This is a genomic window from Rhodococcus sp. 14-2470-1b (genome assembly GCF_002259415.1).
GTDB lineage: Bacteria > Actinomycetota > Actinomycetes > Mycobacteriales > Mycobacteriaceae > Rhodococcoides.
Window position 1 is genome coordinate 1 of sequence record NZ_NPFY01000004.1, and the last position, 18,794, is coordinate 18,794.

Annotated in this window: 23 protein-coding genes; 12 read left to right on the forward strand and 11 right to left on the reverse strand. The window is 63.4% G+C overall.

The window, feature by feature from the left end; translation table 11 throughout:
* From CH293_RS01635 to CH293_RS01650, 4 genes are all read left to right on the forward strand, one after another.
* The coding region (locus CH293_RS01635; protein WP_141217126.1) for an AIM24 family protein at positions 1-792 on the forward strand (792 nt) is incomplete at its 5' end.
* A gap of 41 nt (positions 793-833) precedes the next feature.
* Complete coding sequence (locus tag CH293_RS01640; protein ID WP_094719160.1) at positions 834-1,871, forward strand: endonuclease domain-containing protein; 1,038 nt, start codon at positions 834-836, stop codon at positions 1,869-1,871.
* Positions 1,861-2,562 (forward strand): hypothetical protein, encoded by a 702-nt coding sequence (locus CH293_RS01645; RefSeq protein ID WP_094719325.1) that lies wholly within the window; start codon positions 1,861-1,863, stop codon positions 2,560-2,562. Before CH293_RS01640 ends, CH293_RS01645 begins: the two co-directional genes overlap by 11 nt.
* The gene (locus CH293_RS01650; RefSeq protein ID WP_255122662.1) at positions 2,559-5,705 is read left to right on the forward strand and encodes a DUF87 domain-containing protein; all 3,147 of its coding nucleotides are present in this window, start codon (positions 2,559-2,561) and stop codon (positions 5,703-5,705) included. Before CH293_RS01645 ends, CH293_RS01650 begins: the two co-directional genes overlap by 4 nt.
* A gap of 66 nt (positions 5,706-5,771) precedes the next feature.
* Here the strand turns inward: CH293_RS01650 and rpsQ are convergent, their stop codons facing one another.
* From rpsQ to rpsJ, 11 genes are read right to left on the reverse strand one after another with little or no spacing between them, the layout of a single operon-like run.
* Positions 5,772-6,050, reverse strand: a complete 279-nt coding sequence (rpsQ, locus tag CH293_RS01655; RefSeq protein WP_019663552.1) for a 30S ribosomal protein S17 — start codon at positions 6,048-6,050, stop codon at positions 5,772-5,774.
* Positions 6,047-6,292 (reverse strand): 50S ribosomal protein L29, encoded by a 246-nt coding sequence (rpmC, locus tag CH293_RS01660; protein ID WP_019663551.1) that lies wholly within the window; start codon positions 6,290-6,292, stop codon positions 6,047-6,049. Before rpmC ends, rpsQ begins: the two co-directional genes overlap by 4 nt.
* Complete coding sequence (gene rplP, locus CH293_RS01665; protein WP_019663550.1) at positions 6,292-6,708, reverse strand: 50S ribosomal protein L16; 417 nt, start codon at positions 6,706-6,708, stop codon at positions 6,292-6,294. Before rplP ends, rpmC begins: the two co-directional genes overlap by 1 nt.
* Positions 6,709-6,710: 2 nt before the next feature.
* On the reverse strand, positions 6,711-7,514 hold the full coding sequence (gene rpsC, locus CH293_RS01670; protein WP_019663549.1) for a 30S ribosomal protein S3: 804 nt from the start codon (positions 7,512-7,514) through the stop codon (positions 6,711-6,713).
* A complete protein-coding gene (rplV, locus tag CH293_RS01675) occupies positions 7,514-7,933 on the reverse strand; it encodes a 50S ribosomal protein L22 (protein WP_019663548.1) in 420 nt (139 codons plus the stop codon). The genes rpsC and rplV overlap by 1 nt, the downstream gene beginning before the upstream one ends.
* On the reverse strand, positions 7,930-8,211 hold the full coding sequence (gene rpsS, locus CH293_RS01680) for a 30S ribosomal protein S19 (protein ID WP_008718309.1): 282 nt from the start codon (positions 8,209-8,211) through the stop codon (positions 7,930-7,932). The genes rplV and rpsS overlap by 4 nt, the downstream gene beginning before the upstream one ends.
* Positions 8,212-8,224: 13 nt before the next feature.
* A complete protein-coding gene (gene rplB / locus CH293_RS01685) occupies positions 8,225-9,061 on the reverse strand; it encodes a 50S ribosomal protein L2 (protein ID WP_019663547.1) in 837 nt (278 codons plus the stop codon).
* Positions 9,062-9,099: 38 nt separating this feature from the next.
* Positions 9,100-9,405 (reverse strand): 50S ribosomal protein L23, encoded by a 306-nt coding sequence (gene rplW, locus CH293_RS01690; protein ID WP_019663546.1) that lies wholly within the window; start codon positions 9,403-9,405, stop codon positions 9,100-9,102.
* On the reverse strand, positions 9,402-10,073 hold the full coding sequence (rplD, locus tag CH293_RS01695; protein ID WP_019663545.1) for a 50S ribosomal protein L4: 672 nt from the start codon (positions 10,071-10,073) through the stop codon (positions 9,402-9,404). The genes rplW and rplD overlap by 4 nt, the downstream gene beginning before the upstream one ends.
* Positions 10,070-10,735 (reverse strand): 50S ribosomal protein L3, encoded by a 666-nt coding sequence (rplC, locus tag CH293_RS01700; RefSeq protein ID WP_026347512.1) that lies wholly within the window; start codon positions 10,733-10,735, stop codon positions 10,070-10,072. Before rplC ends, rplD begins: the two co-directional genes overlap by 4 nt.
* 14 nt (positions 10,736-10,749) lie before the next feature.
* On the reverse strand, positions 10,750-11,055 hold the full coding sequence (rpsJ, locus tag CH293_RS01705) for a 30S ribosomal protein S10 (protein WP_003938093.1): 306 nt from the start codon (positions 11,053-11,055) through the stop codon (positions 10,750-10,752).
* A 482-nt stretch (positions 11,056-11,537) separates the two neighbouring features.
* On the opposite strand from rpsJ, the gene CH293_RS01710 reads away from it, so the two are divergent.
* From CH293_RS01710 to CH293_RS01745, 8 genes are all read left to right on the forward strand, one after another.
* Positions 11,538-12,023: a hotdog fold domain-containing protein gene (locus tag CH293_RS01710; RefSeq protein WP_037113475.1), complete on the forward strand. Its 486-nt coding sequence runs from the start codon at positions 11,538-11,540 to the stop codon at positions 12,021-12,023.
* A gap of 10 nt (positions 12,024-12,033) precedes the next feature.
* Positions 12,034-12,930 (forward strand): prephenate dehydrogenase dimerization domain-containing protein, encoded by an 897-nt coding sequence (locus tag CH293_RS01715; RefSeq protein WP_094719161.1) that lies wholly within the window; start codon positions 12,034-12,036, stop codon positions 12,928-12,930.
* A complete protein-coding gene (locus tag CH293_RS01720; protein WP_094719162.1) occupies positions 12,927-13,880 on the forward strand; it encodes a diiron oxygenase in 954 nt (317 codons plus the stop codon). The genes CH293_RS01715 and CH293_RS01720 overlap by 4 nt, the downstream gene beginning before the upstream one ends.
* A 132-nt stretch (positions 13,881-14,012) precedes the next feature.
* Positions 14,013-14,984, forward strand: coding sequence for an ATP-binding cassette domain-containing protein (locus tag CH293_RS01725; protein ID WP_094719163.1), 972 nt, complete (start codon positions 14,013-14,015; stop codon positions 14,982-14,984).
* Positions 14,985-15,007: 23 nt separating this feature from the next.
* Positions 15,008-15,832: an ABC transporter permease gene (locus CH293_RS01730; protein ID WP_080733101.1), complete on the forward strand. Its 825-nt coding sequence runs from the start codon at positions 15,008-15,010 to the stop codon at positions 15,830-15,832.
* A 2-nt stretch (positions 15,833-15,834) separates the two neighbouring features.
* Positions 15,835-16,683, forward strand: a complete 849-nt coding sequence (locus CH293_RS01735) for an ABC transporter permease (RefSeq protein ID WP_037113826.1) — start codon at positions 15,835-15,837, stop codon at positions 16,681-16,683.
* A gap of 24 nt (positions 16,684-16,707) precedes the next feature.
* Positions 16,708-17,604: a glycosyltransferase family 2 protein gene (locus tag CH293_RS01740; RefSeq protein ID WP_052059563.1), complete on the forward strand. Its 897-nt coding sequence runs from the start codon at positions 16,708-16,710 to the stop codon at positions 17,602-17,604.
* 347 nt (positions 17,605-17,951) lie between these two features.
* Positions 17,952-18,779, forward strand: a complete 828-nt coding sequence (locus CH293_RS01745; protein WP_241483934.1) for an alpha/beta fold hydrolase — start codon at positions 17,952-17,954, stop codon at positions 18,777-18,779.
* Positions 18,780-18,794: the final 15 nt, after the last annotated feature.

Genomic DNA, 18,794 nt, shown 5'->3' on the forward strand with positions numbered 1-18,794 from the left:
GCGCCCTACCTGCTTCCGACCCCGACCCCCACCCCGACATCAGGAGGACACCTCCCTATGAGAAGCGAACTGTTCGCACCCGCCCACGCGGAAGTGCCCGGGGCCGGTATTCAGAAGCAGGGCAGCAAGATGTGTCGCATCGGTATGAACGGCGACATCATGGCCAGAGCTGGTTCCATGGTCGCGTATCAGGGTGATCTTCACTTCGAGGCGAAGGGCTCCGGCGGGCTCGGGCGGGCGCTCAAACAGGCATTGTCCGGTGAGGGCGTGCCCTTGATGAAGGTATCCGGCCACGGGGATCTGTTTCTCGCCAACGCCGCCCAGGACGTGCACCTCATCGATCTGGACGGTAACGACGGCCTCACGATCAACGGCGCCAACGTCCTGGCATTCGAGTCGAGCCTGTCCTACGACGTCAAACGCGTTCAGGGTGCTGCTTCCGGCGGAAACGCCGGTTTCTTCAACTGCGTCTTCACTGGACGCGGTCGGATCGCCATCACGACCGACGGAGTGCCGGTGGTTCTTCAGGTGGATCAGCCCACCTTCGCGGACCCGCAAGCCGCGGTCGCCTGGTCGTCGAGCTTGTCCACCCGCGTGAAGAAGAACGATTCTTTCGGCCTCGGGACACTGATCGGGCGCAGCACCGGCGAGCGGTTCACCTTGGAATTCGGTGGGCAGGGATTCGTCGTGGTGCAGCCGTCGGAGCAGCCTCCAGGCGGGCTGATCGGGGGCAGCGGCAGCGGTGAACAGGCGGGCGTCGGCGGCGCGCTGGGAGGTCTGCTCGGACGGTGACCGATCGGCATCGAGGCCGATTACTCGGTACGGTTCACGGGGTGGGGGAACACATCGAGTCGTGGTGGGCGGGGTTACCACTGGACCGTGTCGTACGGCTGCACGGTTCGTCCGTTCGGGAACTGGCCGAATCCGTCGATCCTCTGCCCGCGGGGGCACCTGCGGTCGTGTTCTTCGCATTGCCTGCTGCACACACTCGTGGCGTCCGCGACCTCGTCGAAGACGTCGTCAGCGCCCTCGAACGAGCCGCCGTCGAGACGACCGCGCTGTGGCTCCCGGAGTCCGACCTGTTTCGCGGTACGTCCACGCTCGACGGTGACGCCAGAGGCGTCGCGGTTCGTCGACTAGCCGCCGAAAGTTCGCATTTCGGCCCATATCTGGAGAGGCTCACGAGTGCAGCAGCTACCGGGGTTTCGCCGAACGCCGATGGGATTCCACTGGAGACCAGAGCGTCAGGTTCTGCTTCCCTGGTGGCGGCTGCTTACGGCAAGCACTGCGCGGCGCTCGTGCTCGTGGTCGGTACCTCCTACGACCCGTCCGTCGTCGCCACAGCGAGTGAGTGGCTATGCGCTCGCGCCGGCATCGGAGTCTGGATTTCAGGCGACGACGTGTCCGCCGTCGACAGATTTCCGTCGGTTCGTGTGACTGCGGCCGCCTTGCCGATCGGTGTGAGCACCGTGGTCGATCGATTCCGCCCGCTGAGCTATCCGCCGATCGTCGGGCACCCCCATCCCGGCAGCGAACCGGAGAAGATTCTCTGCCGAGCACTCGACAACCAGCCGTGGGCAACGGGCCGCGAGCACAACCGAGCAGTGCGACTCGGCTCGCTGTCGAGCCCCTTCACGGTGGACGTACTGTGGCGGACCGAACGCGTCGTCGTGGAGATCGATGGTGACGAACACCGTGCGGCAACGAAGTTCGGCGCGGACCGCATGCGAGACAACCAACTTCAGACCGAGGGATTTATCGTGTTGCGCTTCACCAACAGCCAGGTGATCGACGACCACGAGCATGTGGTCGCGACCGTCGGCGCAGCACTGGCACGACGACGATCGAAAGGAACTACCGTTGAGCGCTGATGACGTGACAGGCACCGAGGCCGCCGTCCTGCTGGTGTTGATGGCCGAGGCAACTGCGGTCAAGAATTCCGAGTTGAAGAACCTGGGACCCAGTCTCGACAAGCCGTCTCGTGACAAGCTGACGAAGATGGGCCTGATCGATGTGGACACCGCAGTGCGCCCGATGACGCTGGAGCTGACCGACGCAGGGTGGCGCTTCTGCAGTGATCTCATGGGTGGCGCTCCCCCGGCGCGACCGACCGGTGCGGGCAAGGCACTGTTCACTGTCCTGGCCGGACTGCGTCGTTGGCTCGATACGTCGCAGACCCGGCCCGCGGAGATCTTCTCCCCGCGCAGTGGGCCGACATCCGATGCGGTCGTCGACACGCAGTCTGCGGCCGAGCCAGCAGGGGTCGAGACAACAGGGGTCGAGCCAGCAGGGGTCGAGCCAGCAGGGGTCGAGGCTCGAATCCGCGAAGCCTATGCCCGGTTGGCACCCGAGCCCGGACGACCGATTCGCCTCACCCGCCTGCGTACGGAGCTCTCCGACATCCCCCGAGACGAGCTCGACGACGCCCTTGTCCGCCTCCGGCGCGCGCCGGACGTGTCGTTGATCCCAGAGGAGAACCAGAAGACACTCTCCGATGCGGATCACGACGCAGCCGTCGTAGTCGGGAATCAGCGCAACCACCTTCTGGAGATCGAGCTGTGACACTGACGAGCAACGATGGGGCACGAGAGCAGATCCGAGCACTCGAATCGGTCCGGTTGAGCTGGGCGCCCACTCCCGACGACGTATGGCGTTCTCAATCGAACGTTCACGTCCCGGGCATGCACGAGCGAGTATTCGTCGAGGTGATGAACGCATACTCCGACGCCGAATCGTCGGACGATGCAAGCCCGCTCGGTGTCGTGGTCCGTGGGCCCGCAGGTTCCGGCAAGACACATCTGCTAGGCCAAGTCCGTGAAGAGGTGCAGAGTCGCGGTGGCTATTTCTTCCTGATTCGCCTTCTCGACGCCGCGGGCTTCTGGCGCTCGACCCTGATGGGCATGCTCGACGATCTCATGCGTCCGTCCGGTGAGGGCACGGACAGCCAGCTGTCTTTGCTGCTCCGCAGGCTCTGCGAGATCGGACAGGTCTCCGACGAGCAGCGACATCAGATCATGGGCGAATCCATGATCGAACCGACCACACTCGACGAGTTCGTGACGGCTGTGTACAAGGTCCATCCCCGGCATCGTCGGACCTCGCAACACACACTCCGAGCGCTCGTTCTCTCGATTGCACCCGATGCGTCGGTGCAGGACCTCGGAGACGCGTACTTGCAGTCGATCGACGACGTCGACGCTCAGGAATTCGCGCCATGGGGTATTCGCCGGGCCGAGCTCGGACACCAGGGAATCGCCGAGAACATTTCTCGGCTTCTGGCGATCACCGGGCCGACGGTCCTCGCGATCGATCAGATCGACACACTCGTTGCGCAAGCGCGGACGGGATCGGATCAACAAGCCGCCGACGAACAAGAAGACAAAGTTGTCGAGCACCTCGCGCACGGGTTGATGTCACTCCGTGAGACGCTCCCGAGGACGGCATCGGTGCTGTCCGCCCTGTCGAGCGCATGGGAGCTCATCGCAGCACGTGGCGTTGCCCCGATGCGAGATCGTTTTCGGGTCACTCAGCCTCTCAAACCGATTCCCTCGTCCGAGGTCGGTCGACTTCTACTCGGGCGGCGACTGGCTGCGTGCTTCCTCGAAGCAGGGTTCGCGCCTCCACACCAGACGTGGCCGGTCGCAGCTCAGGCTTTCGACCAAGCCCCGGACTTCACACCGCGTCAGCTTCTCATCGCGGTGGACCGTCACATCAGGCACTGCCTCGACACCGGCGAGGCGTCGGAACTGACGTCCTTTGCCGATCGAACAGGCTCGGCGGCGCCAGGTGAACTCCCCCATGCACGGCTCAGCGAACTCGATGCTCTCGACGAGCGCTACGCAGAACTTCGCCGCGGAGCCGACGTCTCGACGCCTCTGGTCCCCGATACGGAGGACTCTCTCGTCCCGGTTCTGCTGTCTGCGGGCCTCACCGCATGGATTCACGAGCACCAGTCTTCCGACGACAGCCTTGCCCAGGACCCGCCACCCAGCGGTAAGCCCGCTCTGCACGCCCGCCTACGCCACACCGTCGACACCGACACCGACGACGAGGAGCACTGGTGCTTCCGTGCGGTCACCTCGCCGAACGCCCGGGCTGCTCTCGCGCGCGTCGAGCGGGCCGTGTCGACGGCGGGCCTACACATCGACATGCCCCGTCGCCGTCTGATTCTCATCAGAAACGCGCCGTGGCCGTCGGGAGCGAAGACCGAGCAGACAATTGCCGCACTTCGCCGTGCAGGTGGCGTCGAGGTGCCGCTGTCCGAGGATGACCGACGCTCGCTGTCCGCGTTGAGTACGCTGGTGGCAGAGAATTCACCCGCGTTGACCTCGTGGTTGCTCGTGCGCAAACCCGCTCATTCGATCGAGCTGTTCAAGACTGTGTTGCCCGCGGTCAGCGTTGTCGACGACGACCGCGCCCTCATCGAACAGGAAGCGGAACCCCCGGCGCCCACTCTCGCAGTGTCGCCGGCCCGAGTCGCATCGATCTCGATCGGCCAGGAGACCAGTACCAACGCGGATGTCACGGTGCCACTCGAAGCGCTGCGGAAGCACACCGCGATTTTCGCGGGCTCGGGTTCGGGCAAGACCGTGCTGATCCGTCGACTCATCGAAGAGTGTGCGCTGCAGGGCGTTTCGGCGATCGTCCTCGACGTGAACAACGACCTCGCGAGGTTGGGCACCCCCTGGCCCGCCGACGAACGCACATGGCCGCCCGGCGACGAGGCGAAAGCAGCCGCGTATCTGACCGACACCGACATCGTCGTCTGGACTCCCCGTAAGTCCAGCGGCCGCCCGCTCAGTTTTCAACCTTTGCCCGACTTCGCGGCCGTCGTGGGTGACCAGGACGAGTTCGACGCATCCGTCGAATCGGCCCTGTCTGCGCTCATTCCCGCCGCGATGGTCACAGGAGAGTCGCCGCGGGCAAAGCACGGCCGGGCCGTTCTCAAGCAGGCGCTCGTGCTGTTCGGCGGATCCGGCGGCGGGACACTCGGCAGCTTCGTCGACCTACTCGAAGACTTTCCCGAGGGTGCGAGCGACATGCGCGACGCAGTGCGCATTGCGTCCGGTCTCGCGGAAAATCTCAAGGCTGCTGCCTCGAACGATCCACTCTTCGCCGGCGAAGGAACGCCGGTCGACCCCGGTGTGCTTCTGACCCCCGCTGCGGGTAAGAAGGCGCGGGTATCGGTGATCAATCTCGGCTGGCTGACGACGGACGAGCAGAAGCACAATTTCGTCAACCAGTTGCAGATGGGCCTGTTCGCCTGGATCAAGCGCAACCCCGCAGGAGATCGCCCACTCGGTGGGCTGTTCGTCATGGACGAGGCGCAGAACTTCGCCCCATCCGGCCGTACGACTGCGGCTACCAGAAGCACACTCGCGCTCGCGTCGCAGGCACGCAAGTACGGACTCGGACTGGTGTTCGCGACCCAAGCCCCCAAAGGCTTGCATCCCCACATAGCCGGAAACGCGGCGACTCAGTTCTACGGTCTGCTCAACAGCCCGGTGCAGATCAACACCGCTCAGGAGATCGCTCGCGCGAAGGGTGGCTCGGTGCCCGACATTGCACGTCTGCCCACCGGCCAGTTCTACGCCGCAGTCGAGGGGACCGAATTCCGCAGAACAGCAACGGCACTCTGCCTGACGTACCACCCCAAGAGCCCTCCGACCGAGGAGGAAGTCCTGCGACTCTCCCGGGCGAACTGAACCATTCCAACGACACGAAAAAGCCCACTTCCGAAAGGAAGTGGGCTTTTTCGCAGCAGTGAATGCTTACTTGGCCTTTTCGAGGACCTCGACCAGTCGCCAGTGCTTCGTGGCGGACAGCGGGCGGGTCTCCATGAGCTGAACGCGATCGCCTACGCCGGCGTCGCCTTTCTCGTCATGTGCCTTGACCTTGGTGGTCCGACGGATGACCTTGCTGTAGAGAGGGTGCTTGACCCTGTCTTCCAGCTCGACCACGATCGTCTTCTCCATCTTGTCGGATACGACGTATCCGATGCGGGTCTTGCGGTTGTTGCGTCCTTCAGTCACAGTCTTTTCCTCGCTCATGCCGCGTCACCTGCAGTGTCGTCGGCAGGACCAGTGGCCAGACCGAGCTCACGCTCACGCAGGACGGTGTAGATGCGCGCGATCTCGTGACGAACGGTGCGCAGTCGACGGTTGTTGTCCAGCTGGCCGGTAGCCATCTGGAAGCGAAGGTTGAACAGCTCTTCCTTCGACTCACGCAGCTTGGTGACCAGCTCTTCACCGGTGAGCTCGCGGAGCTCTGCGGCTGGGGTTCCGGTAGCCATCAGAACTGCTCCTCCCTGGTGATGATGCGTGCCTTCATCGGCAGCTTGTGGATTGCGCGCGTCAGGGCCTGACGTGCGACGGCCTCGTCGGGGAACGAGAGCTCGAAGAGCACGCGACCCGGCTTGACGTTCGCGACCCACCACTCGGGCGAACCCTTACCGGAACCCATTCGGGTTTCGGCAGGCTTCTTGGTGAGCGGGCGGTCCGGGAAGATGTTGATCCAGACCTTGCCGCCACGCTTGATGTGGCGGGTGATCGCAATACGGGAGGCCTCGATCTGACGGTTGGTGATGTAGGCAGGCTCGAGAGCCTGGATACCGTAGTCACCGAACGTCACGTGGTTGCCGCCCTTGGACGCACCCGATCGCTTCGGGTGGTGCTGCTTCCGGTGCTTGACCCGGCGTGGGATCAACATCGTCAGCCCTCCTGATTCGGCTCGGTCGAGGCCGGAGCCTCTGCGGATGCCGCACGGCCTGCCTCGGTGCTCGTCGCGGTGGTGCCCGAAGCACCGGAACGACGCGGACGCGAGGGACGCTCACGGCGCGGGCGATCGTTGCCTGCAGCAGGTGCAGCGGCGGCCAGCTCACGACGGCCACCGACGATGTCGCCCTTGTAGATCCAGACCTTCACGCCGATACGGCCGAAGGTGGTCTTTGCCTCGTACAGGCCGTAGTCGATGTCCGCACGAAGGGTGTGCAGGGGCACACGGCCTTCGCGGTAGAACTCCGAGCGAGACATCTCGGCGCCGCCGAGACGGCCGGAGCACTGGACACGGATGCCCTTGACGTTCGGCTGACGCATGGCCGACTGAATGGCCTTACGCATTGCACGACGGAAAGCGACGCGGTTGCTGAGCTGCTCTGCAACACCCTGGGCCACGAGCTGAGCCTCGGACTCGGCGTTCTTGACCTCGAGGATGTTCAGCTGGACCTGCTTGCCGGTCAGCTTCTCGAGAGCTCCGCGGATGCGGTCGGCCTCGGCGCCACGACGACCGATGACGATGCCCGGACGTGCCGTGTGGATGTCCACGCGAACACGGTCACGGGTGCGCTCGATCTCGACCTTCGCGATACCTGCGCGCTCCATGCCGGTGGCGAGGAGCTTGCGGATCGCGACGTCTTCCTTGACGTACTCCGAGTACTGCTTGTCTGCGTACCAGCGCGACTTCCAGTCAGTGGTGATACCCAAGCGGAAGCCGTGCGGGTTGATTTTCTGACCCACTACTGAGCCCCTTCCTTGGACGCCTGGCCCTTACGACGGTTACGACTTGTTCCGCCGGTCTTGGGCAGGCTCTCGACGATCACCGTGATGTGGCTGGTGCGCTTGCGGATCCGGAAAGCACGACCCTGAGCGCGCGGCTGGAATCGCTTGCCCGTCTTGCCCTCGTCGACGAACGCGGTCGCGACGATCAGCGTGCTGGGGTCGAGATCCAGGTTGTTCTCTGCGTTGGCCGCTGCTGAGGCGATCACCTTGGCGACCGGCTCGCTGGCTGCCTGCGGCGCGAACTTCAGGATGTTGAGCGCGTCCTCGACGGAGCGCCCGCGAACCAGATCCACGACGCGACGAGCCTTCATGGGCGTGACGCTGACGTGCTTCGCGACGGCCTTGGCAGTCGGGTTGGCGGTTTCGGTGTTGCTCATCGCCTCTTCGCCTTCCGGTCGTCCTTGATGTGACCCTTGAACGTGCGGGTCGGTGCGAACTCTCCGAGCTTGTGGCCGACCATCGAGTCGGACACGAACACCGGCACGTGCTTGCGACCGTCGTGGACGGCGAAGGTGTGACCGATGAAGTCGGGGAGAATTGTCGATCGACGGGACCAGGTCTTGATGACCTGCTTGGTTCCCTTGTCGTTCTGGACGTCAACCTTCGCGAGGAGGTGATCGTCTACGAACGGGCCTTTCTTCAGGCTGCGTGGCATTCTGAACTCCCTCCTAGCGCTTGTTCTTGCCGGTACGACGACGACGGACGATCAGCTTGTCGCTCGCCTTGTTCTTGCGGGTACGGCCTTCAGGCTGTCCCCAGGGGCTGACCGGGTGGCGTCCACCGGAGGTCTTGCCCTCGCCACCACCGTGTGGGTGGTCGACCGGGTTCATCACGACACCACGAACGGTCGGGCGCTTGCCCTTCCAACGCATACGGCCGGCTTTACCCCAGTTGATGTTCGACTGCTCGGCGTTGCCGACCTCGCCGACGGTTGCGCGGCAGCGCACGTCGACGCGACGGATCTCGCCGGACGGCATACGCAGGGTCGCGTAGGGGCCTTCCTTACCGAGGAGCTGGATGCTCGCGCCGGCCGAACGTGCCATCTTCGCGCCGCCGCCCGGACGAAGCTCGACCGCGTGAACGGTCGTACCCGTCGGGATGTTGCGCAGCGGCAGGTTGTTGCCCGGCTTGATGTCGGCGCCTGCACCCTGCTCGATTGGCGAACCCTGAGCGATGCCCTTGGGGGCGACGATGTAGCGCTTCTCGCCGTCTGCGTAGTGCAGCAGTGCGATGTTGGCGGTGCGGTTGGGGTCGTACTCGATGTGAGCGACCTTGGCCGGCACGCCGTCCTTGTCGTTGCGACGGAAATCGATCAGACGGTATGCACGCTTGTGACCGCCACCCTTGTGCCGGGTGGTGATACGACCGTGTGCGTTACGTCCACCGCGACCGTGCAGGGGGCGAATCAGCGACTTCTCGGGCGTGCTGCGAGTGATCTCCGCGAAATCGGAGACACTGGCGCCGCGGCGGCCCGGAGTGGTCGGCTTGTACTTACGGATTGCCATGAGTCTTCTCGTCCTTATATCCGAAGAGTCCCAGTCGCTTACGCGACCGGACCTCCGAAGATCTCGATGGGCTTGCTGTCGGCGGAGAGCGTCACGAGCGCGCGCTTGGTGTCCTTGCGCTTGCCGTAACCGGTGCGGGTCCGCTTGCGCTTGCCCTGACGGTTCTGCGTGTTGACGCTGGTCACAGTGACGTCGAAGATCTTCTCGACGGCAATCTTGATCTGCGTCTTGTTCGAATCCGGGTGCACCAGGAAGGTGTAGGTGCCTTCCTCGATCAGTCCGTAGGACTTCTCGGAGATGACCGGTGCAAGCAGGATGTCGCGGGGATCGGCGATGGTGGTCACTTGCTTCCCTCCTCGTTCTTCGCAGGCCCTGCGATGAACGTGTTCAGCGCTTCCACGCTGAAGACGACGTCATCGGCTTCGAGCACGTCGTACGTGTTGAGCTGATCGGGTGCGATGGGGTGCACGCCGTCCAGGTTCTGAACGCTCTTCCACGCTGCAACGTCCTCGCGGCCGACAACAAGAAGAAGCTTCTTGCGATCGGAGATCTCACCGAGGAAGGACTTCGCGACCTTGGTCGACGGAGTCTGTCCGGCAACCAGTTCGGTGATCACGTGCAGACGCTCGCTGCGAACCCGGTCGGAGAGGGCACCGCGCAGTGCAGCTGCCTTCATCTTCTTGGGGGTGCGCTGGCTGTAGTCACGCGGCTGCGGTCCGTGGACCGTGCCACCGCCGACGAACTGAGGAGCGCGAGTCGAGCCCTGACGAGCCCGGCCGGTGCCCTTCTGCCGGTACGGCTTCTTGCCGCCACCGCGAACCTCGCCACGAGTCTTCGTGGAGTGAGTTCCCTGACGAGCAGCAGCGAGCTGAGCCACGACGACCTGGTGCAGAAGCGCGATGTTGGCAGGCGCATCGAAGATCTCGGCGGGGAGATCGACGGTGCCGTTGGTCTTGCCGCCGGCTTCCTTGACGTCGAGCGTCAGGTTGGTCTTCTTCTCGAGGCTGGTCATGCCCGAGCACCACCCTTCAATGCAGACTTGACGATCACGACATTGCCGCGACGGCCCGGGATTGCTCCCTTGATCAAGAGCAGACCGTTCTCGCTGTCCACCTTGTGGACCGAGAGGTTCTGCGTGGTAACGCGGTCGCCACCCATGCGGCCGGACATACGCATTCCCTTGAAGACGCGACCGGGAGTGGCGCAACCGCCGATGGATCCCGGACGACGGTGCACGGCCTGGGCGCCGTGGCTTGCGCCCTGGCCCTTGAATCCGTGGCGCTTCATGGTGCCGGCGAAGCCCTTGCCCTTGCTGGTGCCGGTGACGTCGACGAAAGCGCCGTCCTCGAACACTGCAGCGGTGAGCTCCTGGCCGACCTCGAACTGCGAGGCGTCGGCGACGCGGATCTCCACGACATGGCGGCGAGGCGTGACGCCTGCCTTCTCGAACTGGCCGGTGGTCGGCTTGTTCACCTTGCGGGGATCGATCGCGCCGAAGGCGACCTGGACGGCGCTGTAGCCGTCGCGCTCCTGCGTGCGGATCTGGGTGACCACGTTGGGTCCGGCCTTGATCACGGTCACGGGAACGACGCGGTTGTTCTCGTCGAAGACCTGAGTCATTCCGAGCTTGGTGCCCAGAATGCCTGTGGCAGGCCGATTCTTGTTATCAGTCATCGTTGTCTCCGCGCTCACTGGATGTTGACGTCGACACTGGCAGGCAGATCGATGCGCATGAGCGCGTCGACCGTCTTCGGCGTCGGGTCGAGGATGTCAATGAGCCGCTTGTGAGTACGCATCTCGAAGTGTTCGCGCGAATCCTTGTACTTATGGGGCGAACGGATGACGCAGTACACGTTCTTTTCGGTCGGCAACGGCACCGGTCCGACGACGCGGGCACCCGTACGGGTGACCGTCTCGACGATCTTGCGCGCTGACGCGTCGATCGCCTCGTGGTCGTAGGCCTTGAGCCTGATGCGGATCTTTTGTCCCGCCACGCTTAGTGTCCTTTTCTTGCCGCTTGTCGTGAAGCCGGCCTCATGGCCTGCTCCACCTCGTCTGCACAGTCCCCGAGCCGCTCGGCGAAAACCGAGGAGACTCGAACTGCCCTCGTGCTCACACGACGAACCGAACGTTGGCGATCAGGAAAGACCCGATCCGTTGCCGCTGTTCATCTGTCATGGTTCTCCGGTCCACGCGGTCGGGCGTGTCGTATTTCTACTGACACTTCTTTCCGCTTGCTCTTCTTCGATGACCGGGTGCGCGAGGCGTCCTTCATCTCCGAGCCGGCAAACCGAACGCACTCACGTGGAGTGCTGGTCCTGTTCTGCTCTTACCTGGCGAAGGCCGCACGAAAGCGCGTCCCGTGTCCAGGCAACCCGACCAGTATGCCGTAGACCGCGCCGGAGCACAAATCCCTCTCGATGCGGATTCGTCGCACGCGGAACCCGCGAACCTTACTCGGCAGTAAGATACGCGCATGACCGCCACCAGTACTACCTACGGCCTGTGGAAGAAGCTTCCCGACAATGTCGTCGGGCAGACGATCTTCTCCATCGGAATGTGTCTCAGGGTCCCGTACTTCGGATCCGTCCTCCCCCGCGTGAAGTCCCTCGAGCCAGGTCGCTGCGAGGTGACGGCCCCGAAGTGGTGGGGAATCAGGAACCACTTGGGAACATTTCACGCGATCGCCGCGTGCAATCTCGCCGAGGTGGCCATGGGCATGCTCGCCGAAGCGACGGTGCCACCGACTCATCGCTGGATCCCGAAGGAGATGACGGTGCGCTATCTGACCAAGGCCACCACATCACTGACCGCGGTAGCCCTGCTCGATCCGCCCGAGTGGGCGACCGTCACGGAAGGCTCGGACATCGTCGTCCCGGTGTCGATTCGCGACAGCGCTGGTGTCGAGGTCGTCCATGCGGACATCACCATCTGGATCTCCGTCGCGAGCAGAAAGCGGTGATACTCGACGAATGAAGTCGTATGACGCCGTCGTGGTCGGCGGCCGTGGAGCCGTCGGCACCCTTCTCACCGGGCTCCTCGTCTCCGACGGCCTGTCCGTCGTCACCGTTGATGTCGACGCGTCCGACGATCCACAGCACGACTGTGACCATGTGCAGGGAAACATCGTCGATCCGGACGACGATCTCCGCGAATTGTTGGCGTCGACGACCGTCATCGTATTGGCGGTCCCGGAATCGGTAGCTCTGGCCGCTCAGGTTCCGAATTCCAGCCGGGACGTTCTGCTGGTCGAAACGTTGTCGGTGAAATCCCGATTCGCCTCCTCGGTCGAGGCTCGCTCGACGCAGGCCTCCGTGCTCGGCATCAATCCGATGTTCGCTCCGTCCCTCGGGATGGAGGGACGCCCCGTCGCGGCGGTCGTCCACCGAGACGGCACACGCGTCGGCGAATTCCTTGCTCGTCTCGAAACGTGGGGCGCACTGATCGTGCGAGTGAACGCCGACGAGCACGATCGGGTGGCGGCTGCAACCCAAGCTCTGACCCATGCTGCTGTTCTGGCGTTCGGAACTGCTCTCGCCTCGCTCGACGTCGACCCGGCGCTCGTGCACGCCGTCGCGCCTCCCCCGGCTCGTACCGCGTTGGCATTGCTGGCGCGAGTGACGGGCGGCGAGCCGGAGGTCTACTGGGATGTGCAATCCGGAAACCCTCACGCGATGAGCGCGCGGTCCGCGTTGGCGTCGGCGATGTCCGAGTTGACTACGGTCGTCGAGGACGGCGGAGCGCGGGATTTCGAGAAGTACCTCGACCGCGCCGGGTCGGCCCTCCCCGATCCCGCCGGATACGCGGCTCTCTGCGCTCGACTCTTCGGTATCGTGCGAGAACAAGGACGTGAGGAGAACCGGTCATGATCGACAATCCATCACTGCCCGAGTACGACCCGGACGATCCAGTGGAGAGCGCGATCGTGTCGAGGCTGGCCGGCAACTGGGCCAATCGGGCCACGGTCAAGAAGCCCGAACCCGAACTGGACGACCTGTTCGATCATGCCAAGCACGATTTCCCGGAAGCCCTGATCCCGTTCGCGGAACACGACGTGTACCTCTCACTGCCGGAGGAGAAGAGGGAACGGATCCGGGCCTGGGGTTGGGTCGCGTTCAACAAGAACGTCATGGACGTGGAGCAGCATGTAGTCAATCCGGGTTTCTCACTCCTCGCTCAGGACGCGTTCGGCACCGGAATGGGTGACGTCCTGGCGATCGCCGTCACCCAGGCGATGGTCGACGAGCAGTACCACACCCTCATGCACCTGAACGCGAGCGCACTCACCCGTCGTCAGCGCGGTTGGGCGATGCCCGAGCGACAGCTCCCGTTCAGCGCAACAGTCCGTGCCCAACGCGCCGCGCAGCTCGGTGCCGCGGACTCCGGAGATGCTGCGTTGAGCGCGCTTGCGTACACGACCGTCGCGGAGATCTCGATCACCTCCTACCTGGACTTGATCGAGGACGACGACGTCGTTCAACCGGTGAATCGCGCGACGGTGAAGCTCCACAACCGCGACGAGTACTGCCATGCCTCGATCGCCGACGAGATGGCAAAGATCGTCTTCGGCACACTGGACGACCGTGATCGCAGACTGTTCCTCGACGGCCTCGCCCAGGGCATGAAGGCGTTCTCGAGCACGGACTTCTCGACGTGGGAAGCAATTCTCGGTGCCGAGAAAGTCGACGGATTCGAGGCGATGCTTCGCGACATCGTCGACGACGGGAGCCGGGAGCACCTCGTCCAGGACTACAGCGGCATTCGATCTCTGTGCCGCGAACTGGACGTCGAGGACGAAATTGGAATCGAGTGGTCGTGAGCGATGTGAAATCGCCGTCTTTCCCGGCAGGTAACATTTCCGTCCGGTGCCTGGATTGAACTGACGGGTACGCGCTCACCGAATCCCTTCTTCAGAAGAACCCGACTGCACCACCGACCGCACGGAGTATCGATGCCCTTTCCCGAGGACGTAGCTGTACTAGTCGAAGACGTCCACAAATCTTTCGACGACGTGCACGCCCTCCGAGGCATCAGCTTCTCGGCTCCCAAGGGGACGGTTCTCGGAATACTGGGCCCCAACGGCGCTGGTAAGACGACCACGGTGAAAGTACTGGCGACACTGATCAAACCGGACACCGGCAGGGCACTCGTCGCGGGCCACGATGTCGTCACCGATGCACCTGCAGTTCGCAGATCCATCATGATGACCGGCCAGTACGCCGCCCTCGACGACACTCTGTCCGGACGGGAGAACATCGAACTGTTCGGTCGTTTGATGGGCCTGGACAAGAAGGCCTCCAAGGCCCGCGCTCACGCGTTGCTCGAGGAATTCGACCTGGCGGACACCGGCAAGCGGCCGGTGCGCGGGTACTCCGGTGGAATGCGCCGCCGCATCGACATCGCGTGTGGCCTGGTCGTCCGTCCGGAGGTCGTGTTCCTCGACGAGCCGACGACGGGTCTGGATCCCCGCAGCCGTCAAGGCGTCTGGTCGCTGGTCGAGGCACTCAAGGCGCAGGGAATCACGGTGCTGCTCACCACGCAGTACCTCGAGGAAGCCGATGTCCTCAGCGACAACATCATCGTCATCGACAAGGGGACTGTGATCGCGGAAGGAACGTCGGATCAGCTCAAAGCGATGACAGGCGGCAACTTCTGTGAAGTGGTCCCGGTCGATCCGAACCGCTTGACGGAGGTAGTGGGAATCCTCGGCGAGTTGGTACCCGGAGTTGTGGCACGCGAACTCGCGCCCGGCGCAGACCGCGTCTCCATCCCCGCTCCGGACGGTGCTGCCACGTTGTCCGAGGTTCTGCGTCGAATCGATCATGCAGGCATTCCACTGGCGGATATTGCACTGCGCAGGCCGTCCCTGGACGATGTGTTCCTTTCCCTGACCGGTCACTCCAACACCGCTGCCACGAAGTGACGACGACATCTCGGGACTCGACGGTGGCTGCTGCGCCGAATCCGACGTCGGCGACACCGCCTGGCCGCTCCCGTACCAAGTCTCGCTTCGAGCCCTCGGGCTTCGTGCAATGGAAAGTCCTCACTGCACGCACCGTCCGAACCATGGTCCGCAAAGGTGAGCTGTTCATTGCGGTTCTCGCACCGCTGATCTTCACGCTGGGTTTCTTCCTGCCGCTGAAGTTCGTCATGCAGTTCCAGGGGATCGACTACGCGCAGTTCCTCATGCCGATCATCGTTCTGCAGGCAATGGCGTTCACCGCGATTTCCTCGGCGCAGCGAGCTTCGACGGAATCCCTGACCGGTCTGTCCACGCGCTTGAAAACCATGCCGGTCGCGATCGGCGCGCCTCTCATGGCCCGAATGACCAGTGCGTTCCTCAGGTCGACGGTGACTTTGACCGCCGCTCTGATCTACGGGCACGTCATCGGGTTCCGATTCAGCGCGGGGTTCGACCAGGCAGTCATGTTCGGCGCCATGGCCCTGGCGATCAGTACTGTTCTGTCCTTCGGCGCCGACGCAATCGGAACGCTCTCGAAGAGCCCTGAGGCCACCAGCCAGGCGCTGACGTTGCCGCAGTTGATCCTGGGGATGGCGTCGACAGGGTTCGTTCCGGAGTCCGGCTTTCCCGAGTGGATTCGCCCGTTCGTGCGTAATCAGCCGATCTCACAGTTCGCGGCCGCGATGAGAGACATGGCCGACGGGACAGTTCAGCTGTCGGTCGTGCTCCCCGCCGTTCTCTGGATCGTCGGCCTTACCCTTGTGCTCGTTCCACTTGCCCTGTGGGCGAGCCTGCGACGGAGAGACTGACCATGACCGACATTCAGCCGCGCGCCGCTACTCGTGAGACGTTCGGATTTCCAGAACCCACGACCCTGCTGCCGGAGTCGTCGGCTCGTGCTCTGCTCGTCCACAGCACGATTCAGTGCAATCGCCTGCTCAAACGTTGGTCGAGAGACCCTACGACGATGATTCAGGCCATGCTCTACCCGGCATTGATGCTCCTCATGTTCCGAGTAGTGCTCGGGGACTCGATTTCGATGGCCACCGGCCAGCCTGCGGTGTACGGCCAGGTGCCTCTCATCGTGCTCATCGGCGCAATGTTCGGTTCCATCGTCAGTGCAGTGGGCCTCAAACAGGAACGTATGAACGGGTTGTTGCCACGTTTCTGGACCCTGCCCACCCACCGTGCAGCCGGACTGGTGGGTCGAATGATGGCCGAGGCCGTGCGCGTGTTCGTGACCACGCTGGTGATCATCGCCATGGGGTTCGCACTCGGATTCCGGCTCAACCAGGGATTGCTGGCCGGGCTGGGCCTCGTGCTGCTCCCCATTGCGTTCGGCATCGGCTTCGCAGTTCTGGTGACGTTTCTGGCGACCGTGTCACGCGACGCGCCGCTGGTCGAGTTGGTCTCGATTCTGTGTACGTTGCTGCTCTTCTTCAACTCCGGGTTCGTGCCGGTAGCGGCGTACCCGACTTGGCTGCAGCCAGTGGTTGCAGCGCAGCCCATGTCGTGTGCGGTGGACGCGATGCGTGCTTTCGCTCTGGGCGGACCGACGTTGACGCCGGTCCTGCAGACTCTCGCGTGGTCCTTCGGTTTGGTGATCGTGTTCCTCTACCCCGCCATCCGCGGTTATCGGCAGGCATCGAGTTCCGCCTGACCAGTTTTCTTTTATGCTGTCGATATGACAATCGACGCGCACCGAACCGTTCGCCCGACTGTTTCCGTCGTAATTCCGATGAATGGAATTATCAGCCAACTCGACGAACAACTCGACGGATTGGCGCAGCAGAATTACTCGGGGGAATTCGAAGTCGTAGTAGCCGACAACGGAGTCGGCGAACGCTTGAGGCGCCACATAGCCGACCATTCGCTCAATACTCGAATGAAAATCCAGTACATCGACGCTTCCGCGCAGGCAGGCGTGTCTTTTGCACGAAACTGTGGCGGCGTGCACGCGTCGGGCGAATTTCTGGCTTTCTGTGACGCAGACGACATAGTTCACGAGACCTGGATCAGCTCACTCGTGGACCTGGCGCAGGACTTCGACGTTGTCGGAACGGCTGTGGAGACCGCTGGGATCAACACCGCGAAGGCAATGTCCTGGACACCGTCGATGCCCGCCGAACGGCAGGGTAAGACCACGTTTCTCCCTCACGCCATCGGTGCCAGCATGGGGGCCTGGACGAGCGTGTGGCGTGACCTGGGAGGGATGGACACCTCCTATCACGCCAGCGAGGACGTCGAGTTCTGCTGGCGAGCACAATTGGCCGGGTACACCTTCGGATTCCTGCCGATGGCTGAAGTTGCCTACAGACTGCGCGAGGAGTTGCGGCCGTTGCTCCGACAGTCCTACAAGCTGGGGTACGGATTCGCGAGATTGCAGGGTGAATATCGCGCCCGAGGGTGCCCACCGGTCAGCATCCGACGGGTTGCCTACTGGTGGGCGCTACTGAGCCTGGGGAATCCGCTGGTTCCCTCATTCGTCACCAAAATTTCACGCGGTCAATGGGCACGAGCAGTAGCGGCGCATGTCGGCGAGGTGCGTGGAGGCTTGAAATATCACACATTCGGCTGGTAGCCATTTGCATTTAACCGCATGTCTCGTAATGCTGGGTAGATGTGTCCATGCAGCGGACAGCAATTCTCGTCTACTCCGATGACGGCATCGGACTCGCTTCCGCTGGAATCGAGATAGTCGAAACCGGCCCAAGAGCAAGCTGCAGTGGACGAACAATCGCGGTGGACGAACGAACAAGGAGCAAGCAGTTGAACGCATGCGTACGACGCGGCCGAGCCTTATTCACGACGCGGTCACTACGTGCACTCGTTTCACTGTGTGCTCTGGTCGGACTCGCTGCCGTGATCGGCGCACCGACTGCCTCCGCCCAGCCGGGAGTCGGACCGGAACCCTTGTCCCTGGAGCGCATGGGCACTCCTCCTGACGGCGCGAACGACTTCTCGTGCAAGCCCTCCGAAGCGCATCCCCGTCCGGTCATCCTGGTCCACGGAACCGACACCGACATGCAGGAGAGCTGGCCGAAGCTCTCGCCCGAGCTCGCTGGTCAGGGTTACTGCGTGTTCGCACTCAACTACGGGGCGATGCCGGTGATGTGGGACCACAGTCGGCTCGTCTGGGGAATCGACGACATCGAGCAGTCGGCACACGAGCTCGGCCAATTCGTCGACTTGGTCCTGTCGAGCACCGGCGCCTCCCAGGTCGATCTCGTCGGACATTCGCAGGGAGGTACGGTCTCGCGGCAGTATCTCAAGTTCAACGGTGGTGCCGATGCATCCGACGCGTCACGCAGCAAGGTGAATCAGGTCATCACGCTGGGCGCCACCAACCACGGAACCAGCTTCAACGGGCTGCAGCAACTGTATTTACTCGCGGCGTCGTTCGGGCTTCCCCGTGACCTGACGTCGCAGCTGGTGTTCGGGATCGCGGGCACCCAACAGCTCATCGGTTCGCCTTTGCTGAAGAAACTCAACGCCGGTAGCGAGGTCATGCCCGGTGTCGAGTACACCGTCATCGCCACTCGCAAGGACGAGGTCGTCACGCCGCCGGAGCGGACGTTCTTGAACGACGGCGGCACCGGCCAAGTGAAGAACGAGTGGGTTCAGGACATCTGCCCCGGCAACACGGCGTCGCACATGGGTATGACGCGTGATCCGGACGTGTTCTACCTGATCAGTCGCGCGTTGGATCCCACGTATCCGGATTCGCACCCCTTGGCGTGCGCTCCGCAGTCCTGACCTTCGCAGTCCTGA